This is a genomic window from Bradyrhizobium sp. WSM4873 (assembly GCF_055811355.1).
The window spans coordinates 211,019-231,908 of the sequence record NZ_JBVVPS010000005.1; the positions used below are offsets into that span (position 1 = coordinate 211,019).

The 20,890-nt window shown below is 64.2% G+C and carries 23 protein-coding genes; 6 read left to right on the plus strand and 17 right to left on the minus strand.

Annotated features, from left to right (window positions below; translation table 11 throughout):
* Nucleotides 1–102: 102 nt before the first annotated feature.
* Nucleotides 103–747 carry a response regulator transcription factor gene (locus AC0L21_RS10775; protein WP_473261057.1) on the minus strand — a complete coding sequence of 215 codons (645 nt, stop codon included), beginning with the start codon at nt 745–747 and terminating at the stop codon, nt 103–105.
* 85 nt (nt 748–832) lie between these two features.
* Here AC0L21_RS10775 and AC0L21_RS10780 point away from each other — a divergent pair, with 85 nt between their 5' ends.
* Nucleotides 833–2,173, plus strand: coding sequence for a histidine kinase (locus tag AC0L21_RS10780; protein ID WP_473261152.1), 1,341 nt, complete (start codon nt 833–835; stop codon nt 2,171–2,173).
* 94 nt (nt 2,174–2,267) lie between these two features.
* Here the strand turns inward: AC0L21_RS10780 and AC0L21_RS10785 are convergent, their stop codons facing one another.
* From AC0L21_RS10785 to coxB, 9 genes are all read right to left on the minus strand, one after another.
* The gene (locus AC0L21_RS10785) at nt 2,268–2,633 is read right to left on the minus strand and encodes a nuclear transport factor 2 family protein (protein ID WP_473261059.1); all 366 of its coding nucleotides are present in this window, start codon (nt 2,631–2,633) and stop codon (nt 2,268–2,270) included.
* Between the two features lie 113 nt (nt 2,634–2,746).
* Nucleotides 2,747–3,499, minus strand: a complete 753-nt coding sequence (locus tag AC0L21_RS10790) for an SURF1 family protein (RefSeq protein WP_473261061.1) — start codon at nt 3,497–3,499, stop codon at nt 2,747–2,749.
* On the minus strand, nt 3,496–3,897 hold the full coding sequence (locus AC0L21_RS10795) for a DUF983 domain-containing protein (RefSeq protein ID WP_473261065.1): 402 nt from the start codon (nt 3,895–3,897) through the stop codon (nt 3,496–3,498). The genes AC0L21_RS10790 and AC0L21_RS10795 overlap by 4 nt, the downstream gene beginning before the upstream one ends.
* A gap of 97 nt (nt 3,898–3,994) precedes the next feature.
* Nucleotides 3,995–4,891, minus strand: a complete 897-nt coding sequence (locus AC0L21_RS10800; RefSeq protein WP_007599437.1) for a cytochrome c oxidase subunit 3 — start codon at nt 4,889–4,891, stop codon at nt 3,995–3,997.
* 78 nt (nt 4,892–4,969) lie between these two features.
* Nucleotides 4,970–5,620 carry a cytochrome c oxidase assembly protein gene (locus tag AC0L21_RS10805; RefSeq protein ID WP_473261067.1) on the minus strand — a complete coding sequence of 217 codons (651 nt, stop codon included), beginning with the start codon at nt 5,618–5,620 and terminating at the stop codon, nt 4,970–4,972.
* Between the two features lie 5 nt (nt 5,621–5,625).
* Nucleotides 5,626–5,802: a hypothetical protein gene (locus AC0L21_RS10810; RefSeq protein ID WP_007599435.1), complete on the minus strand. Its 177-nt coding sequence runs from the start codon at nt 5,800–5,802 to the stop codon at nt 5,626–5,628.
* Nucleotides 5,799–6,743: a heme o synthase gene (locus tag AC0L21_RS10815; RefSeq protein WP_473261069.1), complete on the minus strand. Its 945-nt coding sequence runs from the start codon at nt 6,741–6,743 to the stop codon at nt 5,799–5,801. Before AC0L21_RS10815 ends, AC0L21_RS10810 begins: the two co-directional genes overlap by 4 nt.
* Before the next feature lie 60 nt (nt 6,744–6,803).
* Entirely contained in the window at nt 6,804–8,429 is a 1,626-nt protein-coding gene (ctaD, locus tag AC0L21_RS10820; protein ID WP_007605061.1) for a cytochrome c oxidase subunit I, read from the minus strand.
* An 88-nt stretch (nt 8,430–8,517) separates the two neighbouring features.
* A complete protein-coding gene (coxB, locus tag AC0L21_RS10825; RefSeq protein WP_473261071.1) occupies nt 8,518–9,357 on the minus strand; it encodes a cytochrome c oxidase subunit II in 840 nt (279 codons plus the stop codon).
* Nucleotides 9,358–9,805: 448 nt separating this feature from the next.
* Here coxB and AC0L21_RS10830 point away from each other — a divergent pair, with 448 nt between their 5' ends.
* Nucleotides 9,806–10,351: an invasion associated locus B family protein gene (locus AC0L21_RS10830; protein WP_473261073.1), complete on the plus strand. Its 546-nt coding sequence runs from the start codon at nt 9,806–9,808 to the stop codon at nt 10,349–10,351.
* Nucleotides 10,352–10,363: 12 nt separating this feature from the next.
* Here the strand turns inward: AC0L21_RS10830 and AC0L21_RS10835 are convergent, their stop codons facing one another.
* Nucleotides 10,364–10,657, minus strand: coding sequence for a DUF5615 family PIN-like protein (locus tag AC0L21_RS10835; RefSeq protein ID WP_473261077.1), 294 nt, complete (start codon nt 10,655–10,657; stop codon nt 10,364–10,366).
* Between the two features lie 34 nt (nt 10,658–10,691).
* Complete coding sequence (locus tag AC0L21_RS10840; RefSeq protein ID WP_007599426.1) at nt 10,692–10,916, minus strand: DUF433 domain-containing protein; 225 nt, start codon at nt 10,914–10,916, stop codon at nt 10,692–10,694.
* Between the two features lie 148 nt (nt 10,917–11,064).
* Between AC0L21_RS10840 and tldD the strand changes: the two genes are divergently transcribed.
* The 3 genes from tldD to AC0L21_RS10855 are packed head-to-tail and all read left to right on the plus strand — an operon-like array spanning nt 11,065 to nt 13,885.
* Complete coding sequence (tldD, locus tag AC0L21_RS10845; protein ID WP_473261080.1) at nt 11,065–12,492, plus strand: metalloprotease TldD; 1,428 nt, start codon at nt 11,065–11,067, stop codon at nt 12,490–12,492.
* Nucleotides 12,489–13,265 carry a signal peptidase I gene (lepB, locus tag AC0L21_RS10850; RefSeq protein WP_027515268.1) on the plus strand — a complete coding sequence of 259 codons (777 nt, stop codon included), beginning with the start codon at nt 12,489–12,491 and terminating at the stop codon, nt 13,263–13,265. Before tldD ends, lepB begins: the two co-directional genes overlap by 4 nt.
* 53 nt (nt 13,266–13,318) lie before the next feature.
* Nucleotides 13,319–13,885, plus strand: coding sequence for a nucleotidyltransferase family protein (locus tag AC0L21_RS10855; RefSeq protein WP_473261154.1), 567 nt, complete (start codon nt 13,319–13,321; stop codon nt 13,883–13,885).
* 41 nt (nt 13,886–13,926) lie between these two features.
* Here AC0L21_RS10855 and AC0L21_RS10860 read toward each other — a convergent pair whose 3' ends face one another.
* The 3 genes from AC0L21_RS10860 to AC0L21_RS10870 form a co-directional block, all read right to left on the minus strand.
* On the minus strand, nt 13,927–14,511 hold the full coding sequence (locus AC0L21_RS10860; protein ID WP_473261083.1) for a PAN domain-containing protein: 585 nt from the start codon (nt 14,509–14,511) through the stop codon (nt 13,927–13,929).
* Nucleotides 14,512–14,622: 111 nt separating this feature from the next.
* Nucleotides 14,623–15,993 (minus strand): glutamate--cysteine ligase, encoded by a 1,371-nt coding sequence (locus AC0L21_RS10865; RefSeq protein WP_473261085.1) that lies wholly within the window; start codon nt 15,991–15,993, stop codon nt 14,623–14,625.
* 99 nt (nt 15,994–16,092) lie between these two features.
* A complete protein-coding gene (locus AC0L21_RS10870) occupies nt 16,093–16,587 on the minus strand; it encodes a MarR family winged helix-turn-helix transcriptional regulator (RefSeq protein ID WP_007599417.1) in 495 nt (164 codons plus the stop codon).
* Nucleotides 16,588–16,713: 126 nt separating this feature from the next.
* Here AC0L21_RS10870 and gstA point away from each other — a divergent pair, with 126 nt between their 5' ends.
* Nucleotides 16,714–17,328, plus strand: a complete 615-nt coding sequence (gene gstA, locus AC0L21_RS10875; protein WP_473261087.1) for a glutathione transferase GstA — start codon at nt 16,714–16,716, stop codon at nt 17,326–17,328.
* Between the two features lie 71 nt (nt 17,329–17,399).
* Here the strand turns inward: gstA and AC0L21_RS10880 are convergent, their stop codons facing one another.
* Both AC0L21_RS10880 and AC0L21_RS10885 read right to left on the minus strand, forming a co-directional pair.
* A complete protein-coding gene (locus AC0L21_RS10880) occupies nt 17,400–19,613 on the minus strand; it encodes an FAD-dependent oxidoreductase (protein ID WP_473261090.1) in 2,214 nt (737 codons plus the stop codon).
* 18 nt (nt 19,614–19,631) lie between these two features.
* Entirely contained in the window at nt 19,632–20,840 is a 1,209-nt protein-coding gene (locus AC0L21_RS10885; RefSeq protein ID WP_473261092.1) for an acetyl-CoA C-acetyltransferase, read from the minus strand.
* Nucleotides 20,841–20,890: the final 50 nt, after the last annotated feature.

The window sequence follows — 20,890 nt, forward strand, 5'->3', positions numbered from 1 at the left end:
GATGGTATCGGCGCTATCCATGCATTGCCCGGCTGAGCGCCGAGACCGGTCCGCCCGCCGAACCGGCAGCATCCTGGAGCAGCCGGTTCGGCGCCCCGGGCGTCAGTTCATCCCGATTTCCACCGCGATCCGGATCAGGTCGGAATGGTTCTTGGCACCGAGCTTCTGCTTGAGCAGGGAGGTGGTGTTGGCGACGGTCTTATAGGAGATACCGAGTGCCTCGGCGACCTCGACGATCTTGTCGCCTCGACCCAGCAGGCGAAGAATCTCGAGCTCCCGCGGCGTCATCTGCGAGGCAGGATTGGCCTTGATCGCCGCGCCGGAAAACGTCACGGCTTCCGCGAGCTGCGGTGAGATGAAATTGTCGCCCGCAACCACCTTGCGCACCGCCTTGAGCAGGATCCGGGGATCGTCGCCCTTGGAGACGTAGCCCTGCGCCCCAAGCTCGACCGCCCGCACCACGAAGGCCGGATCGTCATTCATGCTGAACATGATGATCTTGGCGTCGGGATCGTCCTTGCGAATGCGCCGCATCAGTTCAAAGCCGGAGACGTCGGGCAGGCTGATGTCGATCACAGTGACGTCGGGGCGCTTGGTGACATAGGCGCGATGCCCGGATTTGGCGTCGGTCGCCTCGTCGATCCGGATCGAATGGTCGGAGGCGAACAGGGTGCGGCAACCGGACAGCACCACGGGATGGTCGTCGACAATCAGGACTCGGGTCGCCGGCTTGGCAGTATCTTGCATTGTAACTCTCTAGTTTTTCGACTCATAAACCGACGGGAACAAATGGAAAGAGCAAAATCCCCTGATGCGCGTTAGAATTGACCTAATGTGGCACCGCTTCTCGTTCAGGACCCAACTATTTCTGCCACTCGGCTTGAGCTTCCTCGCCGCGCTGATCATGAGCGGCGTGCTGCTCCAAACCTTCGCCACCGACCAATTGGCGGACGAGAACGAGCCGGGGCGGCGTTCGATCCAGACCATTGCCGCCGCGCTCAACAACACCCTGCGGACCTCAAACAATCCGCGGCAGACGCTGGACGCCTTTGTCCATTCTCTGGACACCTCCTCCGATATCCAATTCCGTGCCGTAGAGACGGGTCCAGCTTCCTCGGCGAGGGGCGGCCTGCGCAAGCCGCATGGCGTACCACAATGGTTTGTCGACCTGCTCGCCATTCCGGACGTGAACGCGGCAGCTCCGGTGACGATCGACGGCCAGCGTGTCGGCGATCTCGTCTTCCTGCCGGACCTGTCGGCCGACCTGTTCGAGAAGTGGATCGGCTTTCTCGCACTGACCATCCTCGTTGCCGTGCTGATGGTGCTCACCGGCACCATTGCGTATGTTTTCGCGGGATCGGCCCTGCGCCCGCTGCAAGATCTCGGCGAAGGACTCTCGCGGATGCGGAGCGGCCACTATGCAACGCCCATCCCGGTCGGAGGACCGCCGGAAATCCGGCAAAGCTGTGAAGAGGCCAATGCGCTGGCCGAAACGCTGGCGCAATTGAGCCAAGATAATCGCGACCTGCTGCACCGCCTGGTGTCGCTCCAGGACGACGAGCGGCGCGATCTCGCGCGCGAACTGCACGACGAACTCGGTCCGCTGCTGTTCAGCATCCGCGCCGGCACGATCGCATTGGCCGACGCCTCGCCTCCTGCGGGAAATCCCGGCAGTTCGGCACAGGAGGTGTTGCAATCGGTCGAGGCGCTCCAGCAGACCAACCGCCGCATCCTCGACCGGTTGCGACCGCTCTATATTGAGGAATTGGGTCTGGAGACCAGCGTGCAGACGCTGCTCCGGAATTTTCGCAAGCAGGCGCCGTCTATTGACCTGACGGACACGATCGATCCGGATCTCAACGCGATCGACGGGCCGCTGGCTCAGACCGTCTATCGCGTGATTCAGGAGGCGCTGACCAACGTGCTGCGTCATGCCGGCGCCAGCAATGCCCATGTGCAGGCGACCGTCGCCGGCGACACGGTCGCCATCGAGATTTCCGACGACGGCGGCGGCTTTCCCGAAGGCAATGTGTTCGGCCGCGGCCTGACCGGCATGCATGAGCGCGTGCGCGCACTCAGCGGATCGCTGTCACTGCTGCGCGTGGACGACAGGACCTATGTGCGCTGCCGCCTTCCCGCCGGACCGGCACGCGAGGCGCCGGTCAACGATTAGAACGTCTTCGAGCGAAGTGGATACCGGTTCGCGTGAAGAAAAGGAGTCAAAACAGAATCCAGAGTTCGGTTCTGATTTAATGAGAACCGAAACTCTAGCACGCACAGCCAAGCTGCGCGTTCTGTCGCGCCGGCTCGCACAACGTGGTGCGGATCTTGCCGTCGGGACTGAAACAAAACGAGGCGCGGATGCGTAGCGCGCCGGCGACGGAATATTCGACATCGACGCCGTGGGGCGCAGGATGGATTTCCTCCAACCCGAAACCGGCCGACGAGAAGGCGCTGAGACGCGGCTGCCAATAGGCTTCGAGCTCGCTCCGGCCCCGATAGTGCTGCGTGCCGTTGCACGTGCATTCGACCTCGGCATCGTCCGCATAGAGATCGAGGAGCGTCGCGAGGTCGCCCTTCCTGCAGGCATCCACCCAGTCGACGACAATTCCCATCTGGTCGAAATCGCTCACGCTGCAATCCTGTCTGCCGCGGAAAAACGATGGCGGCTTAGGACCACACTCGTGAATGTCTGCTGAATGGTAAACCCCGGGCGATACCGGGTTCCCTGGAGGGATTGCGCAGTTCAGCCCCGCCGCCGCCCTCTTGCCCACACGGCGAAGGCGATGAGCACGGCGCCTGCAAGCGTGAACCAGGTGATGGCGTATTGCAGGTGATCGTCCTTGAGATGCACGTCGAGCGGTCCCGGCCGCGGAACGCCGTTCTCGGGGGCGGGCTGCTCGAGGTCGACATAGAACGGCGCAACCGCGCCCCAGCCCAGCGCGCTCGCGATCGCCACGTGATCGCGCACGAACCACAGCCGTTTGTCGCGGTTCGCCGCCGGGGTCAGCCAGCCAGGTGCCTCCGGGAAGCGCAGATAGCCGGTGAATGAGACCGCCTGGCCCGTGACGAGCTTCTTGACCGCGCGATCCTCGACGCTGCGATCCTGCATGGTGTTTTCGACGAAGCCCGCATCGATGACCACCGTCTCTCCGCCCGGCAGCCGCGCCGGCAGGAACGCCCAGGTGCCGGGGCCTGACGCATCCTTGCGTACGGCGGATCCGGGGGAATAGACCATTGCATCGGGTAACGGCGCATAGGTCGCGGTAAAGCTGACACGGCGGAATTCATCGCGCGCGGGACTTAGCGCCGCCCATCGTGCCGGCGGCGGCAGAGCGACCGGTGCTTCCGCGAGGCGCTCGGTGAGGGCGGCGATCAGCTCATGCTTGGCGAGGCGGCGCTGCAATTGCCAGACACCGAGCACGACGCAGACCGCGGTCAGGAACAGCGTGAACAGCGCGAAGCCGGCCACGCGAGGCTTGCGCGCGGTCTCGTTCATTTCGCGCGGTCGACCAGCCGGCCCGGCGCCGCCTTATGGTGGAATTGCAGCGCGATCAGCAGCGACTTCATCGCGCGCAACGGCAGCAGAGTCGTCGCGAGAATCAGCGGCAGCCACAGCACCGCGTGCAGCCAGTACGGCGGCTGGTACTTGACCTCGACGACGAGCGCGCAGCCGACCACGATCGCGCCGGCCAGCATGATGATGAAGATCGCCGGACCGTCACCGGAATCGATGAAGGCGTAGTCGAGGCCGCAACGCTCGCAGGACGGCGCTAGCGTCAGGAAGCCCGCATAGAGCTTGCCCTGGCCGCAGCGCGGGCATCTGCAGGCAAGCCCGCGCAGCGCGCTTTGCAGGACGGTGACTTGCGGCTCGGACGTATCGCTGGCTTCGTTCATGGTCAAAGGGTCTATCACAGTTTCTGCCGAAACCCTGCGCGCAGAAAGCAAAAGGGCGGCCCCGGGGCCGCCCTTTCTCGATCCGATGTCAGCCCGCTTAATGCGCGCCGTGGGCCATGGTCTCGGCACCGTGTCCCCAGACATAGATGCAGAGGAACAGGAACAGCCAGACCACGTCGACGAAGTGCCAGTACCAGGCGGCGAACTCGAAGCCGAGATGCTGGGTCGGCGTGAAGTGGCCGGCATAGGCGCGGAACAGGCACACCAGCAGGAAGATGGTGCCGACCAGCACATGAAAACCGTGGAAGCCGGTCGCCATGAAGAAGGTTGCGCCGTAGACGTTGCCGCCGAAGGAGAATGCCGCGTGGCTGTACTCATAGGCCTGCACGCAGGTGAAGAGCGCGCCGAGCACGACGGTGAGGATCAGGCCATATTTCAGGCCCTGGCGATCGTTCTCGAGCAGCGCATGGTGGGCCCAGGTCACCGTGGTGCCGGAGGTGAGCAGGATCAGCGTGTTCAGGAGCGGCAGATGCCAGGGATCGAAGGTCTCGATGCCGTGCGGCGGCCATGTGCCCGGCACGGCGCAGGCGCCGGCCGCGGTCCCGAGACCACAGCCGAACACCGCATCGCGGGTGGCGTGGACGGCGTCGGCCGGGAATAGCGCCGCGTTGAAATAGGCCCAGAACCAGGCGACGAAGAACATCACCTCCGAGGCGATGAACAGGATCATGCCGTAGCGGTGATGCAGCTGCACGACGCGGGTGTGGTCGCCCTTGTACTGGGCTTCCCTGATCACGTCGCCCCACCAGCTCGCCATGGTGTAGAGCACGCCGACGGTGCCGACACCGAAGATGATCGGCGCGGCCGAGAACATGTGGTGCATCCAGGTGATCGCGCCGACCGCCATGATGAAGGCGGAGATGGAGCCGACGACGGGCCATGGCGAGGGATCGACCAGGTGGTAGTCGTGATGCTTGGTGTGCGCCGTTGCCATTTGCGGTCTCGCTCCTCAATCCCGTGCCTGTCAGGCACTTATCCCCTTATGTCCAACCCCGGCGCGTGAGCCCGGAGATCAGAGATTTCCCTTGCGTTTGTCGTCTTCGCTGGCCGCGAGCGGCTTCACCACCGGATCCTTCACCGGATAGAACGTGTAGGACAGCGTGATCGTGTTGAGACCGTCGTTGTCGTGGTCGTCGGCAATCGACGGATCGACGTAGAACACGACCGGCATCTCGCGCTTCTCGCCGGGCGCCATGGTCTGCTCGGTGAAACAGAAGCAGTTGATCTTCTGGAAATAGGATCCGACCGTCAGCGGCGCGACATTGTAGGCGGCCTGGCCTGCGGTGGTCCGCGCGGCCTGGTTCGTCACCGTGTAGAAGACGGTCACGACCTGGCCGATATTGACCTCGATCTCGCTCTGCTCGGGTTCGAACTTCCAGGGCAGGCCGGGCGCGACGTTGGAATCGAAGCGCACCGCGATCTTCCGTGCGATCGGGCCGCTGGCCGGCGCCGACGTCGCGACCTGGGTCGTGCCGTTGAAGCCCGTGGCGCGGCAGAACCAGTTGTAGAACGGCACCGCCGCGTAGGAGGCGCCGACCATCAGCGCGACCACGCCGCCGCAGATCGAGGCGACCACCACGTCGCGGCCAAGCCCCTTGGCAGGCCTGCGCCCCTTGGTGGCCGTCCGGCTCTGATCCTGCGATATGGTCGGCTTCTGATCCATGTTTCCTACATCGGCCGGACGAGCACGGCCGGTCCTTTGACCATGGTCACGGCGAAGAACAGCACCACGAGCACGCCGAGCGCGAGTGCGATCGCGATCGAGCGCTGACGACGGCTCTTCTTCTGCGCCTCGGTGAGGACGATTCCATCTATCTCGGGTTTGTCGGCCATCCCTGCGATCATGCGCTCCCTACCATCGGCGCAAGCGCCCGGAACACGACCTCGGCCAGCAAGGTCGCAAACAGCGCAAACAGATAGAGGATGGAGAATGCAAACAGCTTGCGGGTCGCCCGCAGCGATTGGCTGCGCTCGCGACGCACATAGACGTTGACGGCGAACGCCAGCATGCCGGCGCCGAGGATCAGAGAGACGATGCCGTAGATGGCGTCGAAATAGCCGAGCGCCCAGGGCGCAGCAGCGACCGCGATCAGCACAATGGTGTAGAGCAGGATTTGAAGCCGGGTCGCGTCGGGGCCGGCGACGTTGGGCAGCATCGGGATGCCGGCGCGCGCGTAATCGTCGGACCGGAACAGCGCCAGCGCCCAGAAGTGCGGCGGCGTCCAGAAGAAGATGATGGCGAACAGCAGCAGCGGCTCGACGTCGACCGTGCCTGTGACCGCGGCCCAGGCGACCACCGGCGGCAGCGCGCCGGCGGCACCGCCGATCACGATGTTCTGCGCGGTCCAGCGCTTCAGGCCGATCGTGTAGATCACGACGTAGAAGAAGATGGTGAAGGCGAGCAGCGCGCCCGCGATCCAGTTGACGAGGATGCCGAGCGTCATCACCGAGAAGAAGGCGAGCGTCATGCCGAAGGTCATCGCCTCGGGACGGGTGATGCGGCCGCGTGGAATGGGGCGGTTCGCCGTGCGCGACATCTTGGCGTCGATGTCGCCTTCCAGCGCCATGTTGAGCGCGCCGGACGCGCCGGCGCCGACCGCGATGCAGAGCAGCGAGGTGATGGCCAGCACCGGGTGGAAATGCCCGGGCGCCATCGCCATTCCGACCAGCGCGGTGAAGATCACCAGCGACATCACCCGCGGCTTCAGGAGCGCGATGTAATCGCCAACCTCCGCTTCGGAGATGCGGGGATTGATGTCGATGGCGTTGTGGTCGAGGACGGACACTAGACTGACTCGCTTGGTTGTCGAGCCGCGGCGCCCGTCACGGGCGCCGCGAGCATTGGCTTACTGCACGCGGGGCAGCACTTCGAACTGGTGGAAGGGCGGCGGCGAGGGCAGCGTCCATTCCAGCGTGGTCGCACCTGCACCCCACGGATTGTCGCCAGCCGGCACCTTCTTCGCGAAGGCGTCGATCACGCAGTAGAGGAAGATCAGCACGCCGAAGCCGGAGATGTAGGAACCGACCGACGAGACCAGGTTCCAGCCCGCGAACGCGTCGGGATAATCGACATAGCGGCGCGGCATGCCCGAGAGGCCGAGGAAGTGCTGCGGGAAGAACACCAGGTTCACGCCGATGAAGGTGACCCAGAAGTGCGCCTTCGCGAGCCCTTCATTGTACATGTAGCCCGACATCTTCGGGAACCAGTAGTACCAGCCGGCGAAGATTCCGAACACCGCGCCGAGCGACAGCACGTAGTGGAAGTGCGCGACGACGTAGTAGGTCTCCTGGAGCACGCGGTCGACGCCGGCATTCGCCAGCACCACGCCGGTGACGCCGCCGACGGTGAACAGGAAGATGAATCCCACCGCCCAGATCATCGGCGCACGGAACTCGATCGAGCCGCCCCACATCGTGGCGATCCACGAGAAGATCTTCACGCCGGTCGGGACCGCGATGACCATCGTGGCGGCGACGAAATAGGCCTGCGTCGCCGACGACATGCCGACCGTGTACATATGGTGCGCCCACACCACGAAGCCGATGCCGCCGATCGCGACCATGGCGTAGGCCATGCCGAGATAGCCGAACACGGGCTTGCGCGAGAAGGTCGAGACGATCTGGCTGACCATGCCGAAGGCGGGCAGGATCAGGATGTACACTTCGGGGTGACCGAAGAACCAGAACAGATGCTGGAACAGCACGGGATCGCCGCCGCCTTCGGGGTTGAAGAACGTCGTGCCGAAATTGCGGTCGGTGAGCAGCATCGTGATCGCACCGGCGAGCACCGGCAGCGACAACAGCAGCAGGAACACCGTCACCAGGATCGACCACACGAACAGCGGCATCTTGTGCAGGGTCATGCCCGGCGCGCGCATGTTGAAGATGGTGGTGATGAAGTTGATGGCGCCGAGGATCGAGGAGGCGCCCGCCAGATGCAGCGACAGGATCGCGAAGTCGACGGCCGGGCCCGGATGGCCCGAGCTCGACAGCGGCGCGTACATGGTCCAGCCGGCGCCGACGCCGTTGGCGCCCGGCTCGCCCTCGACGAAGGTCGACATCAGCAGCAGCGCGAACGACGCCGGCAGCAGCCAGAACGAGATGTTGTTCATGCGCGGGAACGCCATGTCGGGCGCGCCGATCATCAGCGGCACGAACCAGTTGCCGAAGCCGCCGATCATCGCAGGCATGACCATGAAGAAGATCATGATCAGGCCATGGGAGGTCACGAACACATTGTAGGTGTGCGTCTCGTGGAAGATCTGCACGCCCGGATACATCAGCTCGGCGCGGATCGCGATCGACATCGCGGCGCCGATGACGCCGGCGATGACCGCGAAAATCAGGTACATCGTGCCGATGTCCTTGTGGTTGGTCGAATAGACGTAGCGCCGCCATCCGGTCGGATGGGCGTGCTCGTCATGTCCGTGGTCTTGCGCGTGATCGCCGTGTGCCGCTGCGCTCGTTGCCATTTTCTAATCCTGCCTTGCGTCCCGATCGGACCTCTGGAGGTCCCGCCCTTATGTCGCTTTCAGTTTCCTCGAGCCGTTCGCCCGGCGCTCACTGCGTCGGGCCGGCCGTGGAGGCGTAGGTGCTGGTGCCGCCGCTCGCGTACTTCTTCTTCGCGGTCTCGACCCAGGAGGCGAACTCCTGGTCGCTCACCACGCGGATGGCGATCGGCATGAAGGCGTGGTCCTTGCCGCACAATTCCGAGCACTGGCCGTAGAACATGCCGGTCTTGGTGGCCTTGAACCAGGTCTCGTTGAGCCGGCCTGGAATGGCGTCGATCTTGACGCCGAAGGACGGCAGCGCAAAGGCATGAATCACGTCGGCCCCGGTCACCTGAACCCGAACCACCTTGTTGACGGGCACCACCATCTCGTTGTCGACGCCGAGCAGACGGGGCTGCTTGTCCTGGGCCATCAGCGAGTCGAACTCGAACTTGCCGTTATCCGGATAGGCGTAGGACCAGTACCACTGCTTGCCGGTCGCCTTGATGGTCAGATCCGCCTTCGGCACGTCGAGTTCGAGGAACAGGAGGCGGAACGACGGCACCGAGATACCGACCAGAATCAGCACCGGAACGAGCGTCCACGCCACCTCGATCAGCGTGTTGTGCGTGGTCCGCGACGGCACCGGATTGGCTCTCGCGTTGAATTTGACGACCACGATCACGAGCAGCGCCAGAACGAACAGCGTGATCAGCGTGATCAGCACGAACAGGAAATTGTGGAACCAGACGATGTTGTCCATCACCGGGGAAGCGGACTGCTGAAGCGTCCACTCCCACGCAGCCGGTTGCCCGAGCTCGGCAAATGCCGCACCGCCCGTCGCCAGCGTCAGACCCGCTACGGCCAATCCCAGCAAGTGCCGGCCCACCGGGCCCATCGACATCTTCATGCCGTTCGCGCTCCCCTAACGAAATCACCCCAAGTGCATTCCCCTATTTTCGGGAAACGCTTTATTCGATCCCCCCGTCTGACAAACCGCCGCGCAAGAATACCTCTAAGAGGAATTGGGGCCAGATCGCTAGAACGCCGAAATCAAGCCTCTCAAACCATAATTCTTGATCTATCGCAATGCAGTCTTGAGCCTCGTCTGTCAGCCATCACCCGCAAGATATTTCCTAGTAACATCAGACAAAAATACCATTTCCCGGGATGCTGCCGCTTGACAGCGGAATTGCCCGCGGTAGGCACTGGCGGACAGCCGCACAGGAACCTGATTCGTGCGGGCGACGGCGGCCGTGGCGGCGTGGAATTTGCTTGCGAATCGCCTTCAAGACGCCGTCATTCCCGTATCAGTCCGCCTGACGCGAGCGACCCAGGCGAGCAGAGGGACCGACCCGATGGGGTTTTCGAGATCCATGGCAAGGCGGGCTAAAAGCCAGGCTGGCGGCCTCACGATGCTGGCTGCCGTGCTGGCGGCGGTCGTCGCCCTGGCGCTTCCGGGCCTCGCCCATGCGCAGGGCGCGGTGCGCTCCGTCCATGGCGACTGGCAGATCCGCTGCGACACCCCGCCGGGCGCCCAGTCCGAGCAATGCGCCCTGATCCAGAGCGTGGTGGCCGAAGACCGCTCCAACGCCGGCCTGACCGTGATCGTCCTCAAGACCGCCGACCAGAAAAGCCGCCTGATGCGGGTCGTCGCCCCTCTCGGCGTTCTCCTGCCCTCCGGCCTCGGCCTCAAGCTCGACAACCAGGATGTCGGCCGGGCCGGCTTTGTCCGCTGCCTGCCCAATGGCTGTGTCGCCGAGGTCGTCATGGACGACAAGCTGCTCGGCCAGCTCCGCACCGCCAAGACCGCGACCTTCATCATCTTCGAGACCCCGGAAGAAGGCATCGGCTTCCCGCTCAGCCTGAATGGGCTCGGCGAGGGATATGACAAACTGCCGTAGGCTATTCCCGGTTTAATAAATCTCAAGGCAGGCAGTGCTGTCATCGCTCTCGAAGGACTCGATCGTCCGCGCGTGACGGCGAAGCAGAGCCGCAATCGTCGCCGTCGTTTGATTGCCGGCCCGAAGCCAAACCACTTTGGGTGGAGAGCCCAACAGGGTCGCCAGCTCGGCAAAATCGACGTCCTGGGTCACAATCGCGAAGCCATTTGCCTTCGCAAACTCCCAAAGTACACCGTCGGCGACTTCGGACAGGCCATGAGACCGGACTGGCTCGAAGCCGGAAAAAGGTCGGCGATCATCTGGCAAAGTTTGAAGCTGAGATTCTGATCGAACAGCAGCCTCATATCGGTGCGGTCACCAATCGCCTCTCGCGGTCGGCGGCATAGGCCAGGCAAGCGCGGATATCGTCCTCGGTCAGTTCGGGGAAGTCGTCGAGGATTTGAGCGTGGGTCTGGCCAGCAGCCAGCCAGCCGAGCACATCTGCCACAGCGATCCGCATGTGGCGGATGCAGGGTCGCCCCCCACGCTTGCCGGGTTCAATCGAGATGATATCTCGGTAATTCATGAAACTAGCATAGCACCGATCGGCGTCCGCGTCAGGGCCCCTTGCTTCCAGCCCTTCCTATCGTTTCCGTAATGTGACGGCCAAGCCCCTCGCGGAACTGCCGGGAAACCATTATCTTGCCTCACATCCCCCGATAATGGACGGACGCATGACCAACCCTGCCACAACCTCCCTGCTCGACCGCGCCAATCTCGACCGCGACCAGGTTCGCAACGAGCTCGCGCGCGGGCTTGCCGGTGCCGACGACGGCGAATTGTTCCTGGAATACAGCCAGACCGAAGCGCTGATGTTCGACAATGGGCGGCTGAAGCAGGCGACCTACGACACCTCGCAGGGTTTTGGCCTGCGAGCCGTCAAGGACGATGCTGTCGGCTACGCGCATTCCTCCGACGTGTCGCTGCCGGCGCTGATTCGCGCCGCGGACGCGGTCGCGGCCGTGCGCGGCGGCTATTCCGGCAGTTTCGCCGCGCCTCCAGCGCATACCAACGTGCGGCTTTACAGTGACGACAATCCGCTCGATTCCCCCGGCTTCGAGACCAAGGTCAAACTGCTCGCCGAGATCGACGCGTATCTGCGCGACAAGGATCCGCGGGTGCGGCAGGTCAGTGTCAGCCTGGGCGCGACCTGGCAGGTGGTCGAGATCCTGCGGCCCGACGGCGAGAGCTATCGCGACATCCGCCCGCTCGTGCGCGTCAACGTCTCCGTCGTCGCCGGTCAGGGCGACCGCCAGGAGAGCGGCAGCAAGGGATATGGCGGCCGCGCCGGTTACGCCGAATTCATCGAAGCTAAGTCCTGGCGCGACGCCGCCGACGGCGCGCTGCGCGAGGCCCTTGTCAATCTGGAATCGATTCCCGCTCCCGCCGGCGAGATGGACGTCGTGCTCGGGGCCGGCTGGCCCGGCGTGATGCTGCATGAGGCGGTCGGCCACGGCCTCGAAGGCGACTTCAACCGCAAGAAGACGTCGGCGTTTGCCGGCCTGATGGGCCAGCAGGTCGCGGCCAAGGGCGTTACCGTGGTCGACGACGGCACCATTGCCTCGCGCCGCGGCTCGTTGTCGATCGACGACGAGGGCACGCCGACCAACCGCACCGTGCTGATCGAGGACGGCGTCCTGGTCGGCTACATGCAGGACCGTCAGAACGCGCGCCTGATGAACATGAAGCCGACCGGCAACGGCCGTCGCCAGGGCTATGCCCATGTGCCGATGCCGCGCATGACCAACACCTACATGCTCGCGGGCGACCGCGATCCGGCCGAGATCCTCGCCTCGGTGAAGAACGGCGTCTTCGCCGCGAATTTCGGCGGCGGCCAGGTCGACATCACCTCGGGCAAATACGTGTTTCAGTGCACCGAGGCCTACAAGATCGAGAACGGCAAGATCGGTGCGCCCTTGAAGGGCGCCATGCTGATCGGCAACGGGCCGACCGACCTGCATCGCATCCGCATGATCGGCAACGATCTCGCGCTCGATACCGGCATCGGCACCTGCGGCAAGAACGGTCAGGGCGTGCCGGTCGGCGTCGGCCAGCCGTCGCTGTTGATGGAACGTATTACGGTGGGTGGAACAGGCGGATGAGTGTCGAAAAGATAACTGTCACCACCAAACGGAAGAGCAGCGGCTGGGCCGGCCAGCTGGTGCAGCTCGCCGGTATCGTCGCCGCGGTGTTCATCGCCAAGGGTGCGCTGGCCGAGCCGTTCTACGTGCCGTCGGGCTCGATGGAGCCGACGCTGTTGATCGGCGACGCCTTGATCGCCTCGAAATTCCCCTACGGCTACGGCACCTCGTCGCTGCCGATCCAGATCAACCTGCCTGAGAGCGGCCGCGTCTTCGCGGAGACGCCGAAGCAGGGCGACGTCGTGGTCTTCCGCTGGCCCGGCGACCGCTCGCAGGCCTGGGTCAAGCGCGTCGTGGGTCTGCCCGGCGACCGCATCCAGCTGCGCCAGGGCCAGCTCTTCGTCAACGACCGCCCCGCCGAGCTGAAGCCGGACGGCGTTGGCGCCGCCGAGGACGACAATGGCGGCAGCGAACCCGCCTACCGCTATGTCGAGACGCTGCCGAACGGCGTCTCGCACCTGATCTTCAAGATGCGCGACAACGGTCCGCTCGACAACACGCAGGAAGTGACGGTGCCGGCAGGCCATCTCTTCGTGCTGGGCGACAACCGCGACAACTCCGCCGACAGCCGCGTGCCGTTGCGCTCCGGCGGCGTCGGCATGTTGCCGATCGACAATCTGGTCGGCCGCGCGGATGCCGTGCTCGGATCCTGGGATCTCGGCATTCGCGGCCAGCCGGTGTGGACCTGGCTGTCCGGATTTCGCATGGCGCGGTTTTTCACCGCCGTGCATTGAAGGCCGAATGTCTTCACTCCTCTCCTGCACGCGGGAGAGGGAGCGCAACAGTGATGGACCGCGACGAATTTCTGGCTCTCGCCCTGCGAAATCCGTTCAACGCAGCGATCCTCGATGAAGTCCATCGCCTCGCGCTGCCGGATGCGTGGCTCGTCGCGGGCTGCCTGGTGCAGACGGTGTGGAACGTGCTCACTGGCCGACCGATCGATCACGGCATCGCCGATTACGACGTGTTCTATTTCGATTCCGACACCTCATGGGAGGCGGAAGACGCGGTGATCCGCAAGCTGCACGCGCAGCTCGCGCATCTCGGCGCCAAGGTCGAAATCCGCAACCAGGCGCGCGTGCACCTTTGGTATCCCGGCAAGCACGGTCTGCCCTATCCGCCCCTGATGCGCGCGACCAACGGTATCGACCGTTTCCTCACGGAGAATACGCAGGTGGGCATTCGCCCCGCCGGTGGGGATTTCGACGTCTACGCGCCGCACGGGTTCGACGACGTCGCGAAGCTGATCGTGCGCCCCAATCGGGCGCCGAATTTTTCCGCCGCCAATTACGCGGCGAAGGCGGCACGCTGGAAGGCGCTGTGGCCCGAGATCACGGTGATCGCGGCGCATTGAGGTGGGCCAAACAAGAGTGCCTCACCCCTCGTGGAATCTCTTTACCGCACCACGCCCGACGTGAACCCTGCCTTCCGCCGCGGCGGCTTGATTTCCTTTTTCAGGAAACAGCGCGCTTCGCGTCCGGTGTAGCCGGGGCGGGCATAGGTGAAGGCGCGGCATTTGTTGTCGGCGGTGCAGGCGGCCTTGCAGGCTTCTTCGCCTTCGCCGTCCTTCATCTCGAAATTGCGCAAATCGCCGCCGGGGCGGTCGATCGAGGTCTCCACGCCTTCGACACGCGGCTCGATCACGCCAGCGCCGCGCACACCGGAGATGCAGCAGCTTCCCGGCACGCGCGCAGGCACCGTGTTCTTCAGCCAGCACACGGCCGAGCCGCCTTCGACGTCAGGATAGCTGAAGCTCCACGAGCGGCAACGGCGGTCGCGCTCGCACAGCAGCGCGCAATCCTCCGGATCGCCCGACGTGACGGGGGTGCTGAAATAGTCTCCGCCGGGCCGATCAAACGCCGTCTGGGCACGCGCAGGCCAGCTCGCAAACACGAGCGAAAGCAGCGCGGCGCAGGCCACGACGCTTGCCAGCACGCTTGCTAGGACCCTTGCCATGACGGCCAGGCGGCCCTTCCCCATCGGAACAGCTTTCGAGTTATTGACGACGCTCGGGTTTTTCAGCCGGCCATTTGATCGCCGCAAACCTGTACGGGCGATGAACGGCTCGGGTCCCGATCGCTGGCCTTGTGTCTAGAAGGCGTATTCCGCGTAGGCTGGTTCCACCGAGCCGTTCCAGGGACCCTTGAACTTGTCGAGCATCTCCTCAGCCGGCGTGCGGCCGGAATCGATGATGCGATCGAGCGGCTCCAGATGCCGCGTCTCGTCGCGGCCGAGCTGGTCGATCCGGCCGCGCCGGCGCAAGCCGGCATGTGCCAGAACGAGGCACTCCTTGGCGATCTCGAACAGATAGCGGTCCTTGATCCGCGACTTGAAACCGAAGCGCGGCACGTCGTCGCGCAGGGCCTGACGCTCATGCGCAGTCCAGTGCTTCACAAGGTCCCAGGCGGCATCCAGCGACACATCGTCGTAGAGCAGCCCGGCCCAGAACGCCGATAGCGCCGGCAGTCGGCCCCACGGGCCACCATCGGAGCCGCGCATCTCGAGATAGCGCTTGAGCCGTACCTCCGGGAAAATCGTCGAAAGATGGTTGGCCCAATCCGACAGCGTCGGACGTTCCCCGGGCAAATTGTTGTTGCGGCCATCGAAGAAGGCGCGGAACGAGGAGCCCGAGACGTCGATGTAGTCCTCGTCGCGCTTGACGAAATACATGGGCACGTCGAGCGCGTAGTCGACATAGCGCTCGAAGCCCATGCCGTCCTCGAATGCCCACGGCATCATGCCGGCGCGCGCATCGTCGGTGTCGCGCCAGATCTCGGATCGGAAGGACAGGAAGCCGTTCGGCTTGCCCTCGGTGAACGGCGAATTGGCGAACAAGGCGGTTGCGGCTGGCTGGAGCGCAAGCGAGACACGCAGCTTCTTCACCATGTCGGCTTCGGAGGAGAAGTCGAGATTGGTCTGTACGGTGCAGGTCCGGTACATCATGTCGAGGCCGTACTGGCCGACCTTCGGCATGTAATTGGTCATGATCTTGTAGCGGCCCTTGGGCATCACCGGGATGTCGGCGCGCGACCAGGACGGCGTCATGCCGAGCCCGAGAAAGCCGATGCCGAGCGGCGTTGCGATCTCGCGCACCTGCGCCAGATGCGCCATCAGCTCGCTCTGGGTCTGGTGCACGTTCTCGACGGGGGCGCCCGAAAGCTCGAACTGCCCGCCGGGCTCCAGCGAGATCGCGCCGCCGCCGGTGACGTCGTAGAGGCCGATGATGTTGCCCTTCTCCATGATCGGCTCCCAGCCGAGCAGGAGCTTCATGCCTTCGAGCAGCGCGCCGATACCGCGCGGGCCTTCGTAGGGCACCGGGCGGTGGCCTTCGAGCGTGAACGGCGTCTTCTCATGCTCGGTGCCCATGCGGAATTCGGACGGGTCCTTGCAGCCTTCCTCGAACCACTTGACGAGTTCGTCACGCGATTGCAACGGCGTCATATCGATCTGGTCTCGCGCCATATCAGACTCTAATCAAAAGCGCTTCGATCGAACGCGCGTGGGTGACGGGGATGGTCCGCGCAGCCACCGGCTGCACGGACGAGCTGGTTTGCCGCGCGATCATCGCAACGGCGTGGTTTCGTTGACGTGGGCAGGCGGCAGTTTCATCTCGCCGCACGAGCAGCCCAGACGGTCGAGCAGACCGCTGAGCTTCACGGCATCCGCATCGGACAGTTTCGAACCGACATATTTCTCGATCGCGGCCGAATAGGCGCCCCACATCCGCTTCTGCAATTCGCGGCCGGCTTCGGTGATCTCCACGAACTGGCCGCGCTTGTCGATCTTGCATTCGCGCCGCGAGGCGAGGCCCTCGTCGACCAGGCGGTCGATCAGCCGCGATGTCGAATATTGCGGGATCAGCATCTGCCGCTCAAGTTCCACCGGCCGGAGCTCGCCCGAGGGCGCCCGTGACAGTTCGAGCAGCGCGTCATACCATGCCAGCGGTGGGAAGCCGGCCTTCTTCAGGTCCTGCTCGACGCAATTGAGCACACGGCTCTGCACCCGCATCAAGCGGATCCAGGCGGAGGTCGCCTCGGTCGATGGTTTGCGTTTCATGGTCCCGCTCAAGCTCGTCGCCCGTCTCTTACCCTATTCGATGCACCTGCATCAATCTTGACTATTTCAAGCAGATGCATGTAGTCGTTCTTTCGCCTGAACCAAGCAACAAGAGGAGGAAATTCCATGAAATTGTACTATTCGCCCGGTGCCTGCTCGCTATCCCCCCATATCGCGCTCCTGGAAGCCGGCCTGCCTTATGAACTGGTCAAGGTCGATATCCGGGCCAAGAAGCTCGAAAACGGTGAGGATTATCTGAAGCTGAACCCCAAGGGCCAGGTCCCTGCGCTGGGCCTCGATAGCGGAGAGATCGTGACCGAAGGCCCGGTGATTGTCCAGATGATCGCCGATCAGGCCTCAGCCAAGGCGCTGGCGCCGGGGCACGGCAGCTCCGAGCGCTACAAGCTGCTCGAATGGCTGAACTTCCTCACCTCGGAGGTCCACAAGAGCTTCGGCCCGATGTTCGCGCCGACGCTGAACGATGAGGCCAAGGCCTTCTTCAAGGACCGCGTCATGGGCAAGCTGAAATACATCGACAGTCAGCTCGCCGGCCGCGACTACCTCATGGGAAAGCAGTTCACGGTGGCTGACGGCTATCTCTTCACGATGCTGACCTGGGCCGACCGGATGAAGTTCGACCTCTCGGCGATGCCGAACCTTGCCGCGTACAAGACCCGCGTCGCGGCGCGGCCGCAGGTGCAGGAGGCGATGAAGAAGGAAGGACTGATTCAGGCTGCCTGAGGCGCCCATGCGAAAGGCCGGATCGAGATCCGGCCTTTCGTATTTTTCATCCCGGCTAGGGGTTCAGAGAATCACGCCGCCGCCTTGTTCGGAGCGAAGCGGCCGTAGAAGGTTTCTCCCTTCGCGGCCATCTCCTCGAGGAGTTTCGGCGGGGTGAAGCGCGAGCCGTATTTCGCTTCCAGCTTGTGGCAAAGCTCGACGAACTTCTTCGTGCCCATGAAGTCGATGTAGGACAGCGTGCCACCGGTGAACGGCGCGAAGCCGAAGCCGAGGATCGAGCCGACATCCGCCTCGCGCGGATCGGTGATGACGTGGTCCTCCACCGTGCGCGCGGCCTCCACCGCCTGCACCACCAGGAAGCGCTGCTTCAGCTCCTCGACGTCGAGCGTATCAGGATCGAGCTGCTTGGGCTGCAGTGCGGAGAGACCCGGCCACAGGCTCTTCTGACCCTTGCCCTTCTCGGGGTAGTCGTAAAAACCCTTGCTGTTCTTGCGGCCCAGACGACCCTGCTTCTCGACCATTTCCACCATCAGCTTCTTCTGGTCGGGATTGATGGCGTTGGGGCCGAGATCGGCTTCCGTCGCCTTCATGATCTTGAGCCCGAGGTCGAGCGCGACCTCGTCCGACAGCGAGAGCGGACCGACCGGCATGCCGGCCATCTTGGCGCAGTTCTCGATCATCGCGGGCGGCACGCCCTCGAGGAACATCTCGTTGCCTTCGGCGACGTAGCGGCCGACGCAGCGATTGGCGAAGAAGCCTCTGGAGTCGTTGACGACGATCGGCGTCTTGCCGATCTGCCGGACGTAGTCGAGCGCGGTCGCGATCGCGAGATCGCCGGTGTTCTTGCCCTGGATGATTTCGACCAGCATCATCTTCTCGACCGGCGAGAAGAAGTGGATGCCGACGAACCTGCCCTGGTCCTTGAAGGATTCCGCCAGCGAGGTGATCGGAAGCGTCGAGGTGTTGGACGCGAAGATCACGTCCGGCTTCATATGCTCCTGCGCCTTGGCGAAGGTATCGGCCTTGACCTTGCGGTCCTCGAACACGGCTTCGATGACGAGATCGACGTCCTTCAGCGCGGAATAGTCCGTGGTCGGCGTGATGCGCGCGAGCAGGGCTTCTGCGTCGCCGGGCTTGGCGCGGCCCTTCTTGATCTGCTCCTCGATCACCTTTTGCGCATGCGCCTTGCCCTTGTCGGCGCTCTCCTGGTCGCGATCGATCAGGACGACGTCGAGGCCGGCGCGCGCCGAGACATAGCCGACGCTCGCGCCCATGAAGCCGGCGCCAATCACGGCGATCTTCTTCACCTTGGTCGGCGGCACGTCCTTCGGACGACGCGCACCCTTGTTGAGCTCCTGCATCGACAGGAACAGGCTGCGGATCATCGCGGCCGCTTCCTTCGAGCGCAGCACCGAGGTGAAGTAGCGCGACTCCACCCGCAATGCGGCGTCGATCGGCAACTGCAAGCCCTCGTAGACGCAGCTCATGATCGCGCGCGCAGCCGGATAATTGTCGTAGGTCTCGCGGCGATAGATCGCATTGCCGGCCGGGAACATCATCATGCCGGCCTTGGAGAACACCGGGCCGCCTGGCAGCTTGAAGCCCTTCTCGTCCCAGGGCGCAACAGCCTTGCCGCCGCCCTTGATCCAGTCCTTTGCCGCCTTGATCAGATCGGCGGCGGGGACGACGGCGTGAATCAGATTCAGCGCCTTGGCTTTCTCGACCGTAACCGGATCGCCCTTGAGCAGGATCGTCATCGCGTCCTGCGGCGGCACCAGGCGCGGCACGCGCTGCGTGCCGCCGGCGCCCGGGAACAGGCCGACCTTGACCTCGGGGAGGCCGAGGCGCGTCTTGGGATTCTCCGCCGCCACGCGGTAGTGGCAACACAGCGTGATCTCGAAACCGCCGCCAAGCGCGAGGCCGTTGATCGCCGCCGCCCACGGCTTGCCGGAGGTCTCGATGGAGCGCAGCACCTGTGAGAAGCGCCGGCTCTGCTCGAACAGCATCTGGTTCGCCGCGGTCTCGCCCTGCTCCTTGAAGACCTTTGCGTAGGCCTGGTTCATGCCTTCGAGCATGGAAAGATCGGCACCCGCGCAGAACGCTTCCTTGGCGGAGGTGATGACGACGCCCTTCACCGCGGCGTCGGCCGTGGTCGCCTTGACGATCGCGTCGAGTTCGCTGGTCGAGGTCTCGTCGAGCACGTTCATCGAACGGCCCGGAATGTCCCAGGTGACGAGCGCGATGCCGTCGGAATCGGTCTCAACCTTGAAGTTCTTGTAAGCCATGCTGGTTGTTCCCTACCCTTAGACGCGTTCGATGATTGTGGCCGTGCCCATGCCGCCGCCGATGCACAGCGTCACCAGTGCGGTCGCCTTGTTGGTTCGCTCGAGCTCGTCGAGCACGGTGCCGAGGATCATCGCACCGGTGGCGCCGAGCGGATGGCCGAGCGCGATCGCACCGCCATTGACGTTGATCTTGGCGTTGTCGATGTCGAAGGCCTGGATGTAGCGCAGCACGACGGAGGCGAAGGCCTCATTGAGCTCGAACAGGTCGATGTCCGACTTCTTCATGCCGGAGCGCGCGAACAGCTTTTCGGTGACATCGACCGGGCCGGTCAGCATCATCGCGGGCTCAGAGCCGATATTAGCGAATGCACGGATCTTGGCGCGCGGCTTCAGGCCGTACTTGCCGCCGGCTTCCTTGCTGCCGAGCAGAACGGCGCCGGCACCATCGACGATGCCCGACGAATTGCCGGCGTGGTGCACGTAATTGACGCGCTCGATTTCCGGATGCGACTGCACCGCGACGCCATCGAAGCCGCCCATCTGTGCCATCATCGTGAACGCCGGCTGCAGCTGCGCCAGCGACTGCATCGTCGTCGAAGGACGCATATGCTCGTCCTTGGCGAGGATGGTGAGGCCGTTGATGTCCTTCACCGGGACGACGGACTTGTCGAAGCGGCCTTCTTCCCAGGACTTCGCCGCGCGCTGCTGGCTCTGCACCGCATAGGCGTCGACGTCGTCACGCGAGAAGCCGTATTTGGTTGCGATCAGATCGGCCGAGACACCCTGCGGCATGAAATACGCCGGCACTGCCATTGACGGGTCCATCGGCCAGGCGCCGCCGGACGCACCGATGCCGACGCGGCTCATCGATTCGGCGCCGCCGCCGATCACCAGCTCGTGCTGGCCGCTCATCACCTGGGCTGCGGCAAAATTCACGGCATCGAGGCCGGAGGCGCAGAAGCGGCTGATCTGCACGCCCGGCACCGCTTCGCCCAAGCCCGCCTTCAGCGCGGCAAAGCGCGCGATGTCGGAGCCGGCTTCGCCGACGGGATCGACCACGCCGAGAATGACGTCATCGACGGAATCTTCCGGCAGGTTGTTGCGGTCCTTCAGCGCCTTCAGCGGCACGGTCGCGAGCGCGAGCGCGGTGACTTCGTGCAGCGCGCCGTCCGCCTTGCCGCGGCCGCGCGGGGTGCGGACGTGGTCGTAAATATAGGCATCTGCCATGGGCGCCTCCTGATTGCAGTTATTGGTCGCGACCGCCGCGCGGTCGCTAT

Excerpts from the sequence above, each read along its gene's own strand:
- tldD (WP_473261080.1), top strand. The coding sequence starts at position 11,065 with ATGACCAACCCTGCCACAACCTCCCTGCTCGACCGCGCCAATCTCGAC.
- AC0L21_RS10840 (WP_007599426.1), bottom strand. The coding sequence starts at position 10,916 with ATGAATTACCGAGATATCATCTCGATTGAACCCGGCAAGCGTGGGGGG.
- AC0L21_RS10800 (WP_007599437.1), bottom strand. The coding sequence starts at position 4,891 with ATGGCAACGGCGCACACCAAGCATCACGACTACCACCTGGTCGATCCC.
- AC0L21_RS10855 (WP_473261154.1), top strand. The coding sequence starts at position 13,319 with ATGGACCGCGACGAATTTCTGGCTCTCGCCCTGCGAAATCCGTTCAAC.
- AC0L21_RS10870 (WP_007599417.1), bottom strand. The coding sequence starts at position 16,587 with ATGAAACGCAAACCATCGACCGAGGCGACCTCCGCCTGGATCCGCTTG.
- ctaD (WP_007605061.1), bottom strand. The coding sequence starts at position 8,429 with ATGGCAACGAGCGCAGCGGCACACGGCGATCACGCGCAAGACCACGGA.
- coxB (WP_473261071.1), bottom strand. The coding sequence starts at position 9,357 with ATGAAGATGTCGATGGGCCCGGTGGGCCGGCACTTGCTGGGATTGGCC.
- AC0L21_RS10790 (WP_473261061.1), bottom strand. The coding sequence starts at position 3,499 with ATGAACGAGACCGCGCGCAAGCCTCGCGTGGCCGGCTTCGCGCTGTTC.
- lepB (WP_027515268.1), top strand. The coding sequence starts at position 12,489 with ATGAGTGTCGAAAAGATAACTGTCACCACCAAACGGAAGAGCAGCGGC.
- AC0L21_RS10885 (WP_473261092.1), bottom strand. The coding sequence starts at position 20,840 with ATGGCAGATGCCTATATTTACGACCACGTCCGCACCCCGCGCGGCCGC.
- AC0L21_RS10810 (WP_007599435.1), bottom strand. The coding sequence starts at position 5,802 with ATGATCGCAGGGATGGCCGACAAACCCGAGATAGATGGAATCGTCCTC.
- AC0L21_RS10775 (WP_473261057.1), bottom strand. The coding sequence starts at position 747 with ATGCAAGATACTGCCAAGCCGGCGACCCGAGTCCTGATTGTCGACGAC.
- AC0L21_RS10780 (WP_473261152.1), top strand. The coding sequence starts at position 833 with ATGTGGCACCGCTTCTCGTTCAGGACCCAACTATTTCTGCCACTCGGC.
- AC0L21_RS10865 (WP_473261085.1), bottom strand. The coding sequence starts at position 15,993 with ATGGCGCGAGACCAGATCGATATGACGCCGTTGCAATCGCGTGACGAA.
- AC0L21_RS10805 (WP_473261067.1), bottom strand. The coding sequence starts at position 5,620 with ATGGATCAGAAGCCGACCATATCGCAGGATCAGAGCCGGACGGCCACC.
- AC0L21_RS10795 (WP_473261065.1), bottom strand. The coding sequence starts at position 3,897 with ATGAACGAAGCCAGCGATACGTCCGAGCCGCAAGTCACCGTCCTGCAA.
- gstA (WP_473261087.1), top strand. The coding sequence starts at position 16,714 with ATGAAATTGTACTATTCGCCCGGTGCCTGCTCGCTATCCCCCCATATC.
- AC0L21_RS10860 (WP_473261083.1), bottom strand. The coding sequence starts at position 14,511 with ATGGGGAAGGGCCGCCTGGCCGTCATGGCAAGGGTCCTAGCAAGCGTG.
- AC0L21_RS10880 (WP_473261090.1), bottom strand. The coding sequence starts at position 19,613 with ATGGCTTACAAGAACTTCAAGGTTGAGACCGATTCCGACGGCATCGCG.
- AC0L21_RS10830 (WP_473261073.1), top strand. The coding sequence starts at position 9,806 with ATGGGGTTTTCGAGATCCATGGCAAGGCGGGCTAAAAGCCAGGCTGGC.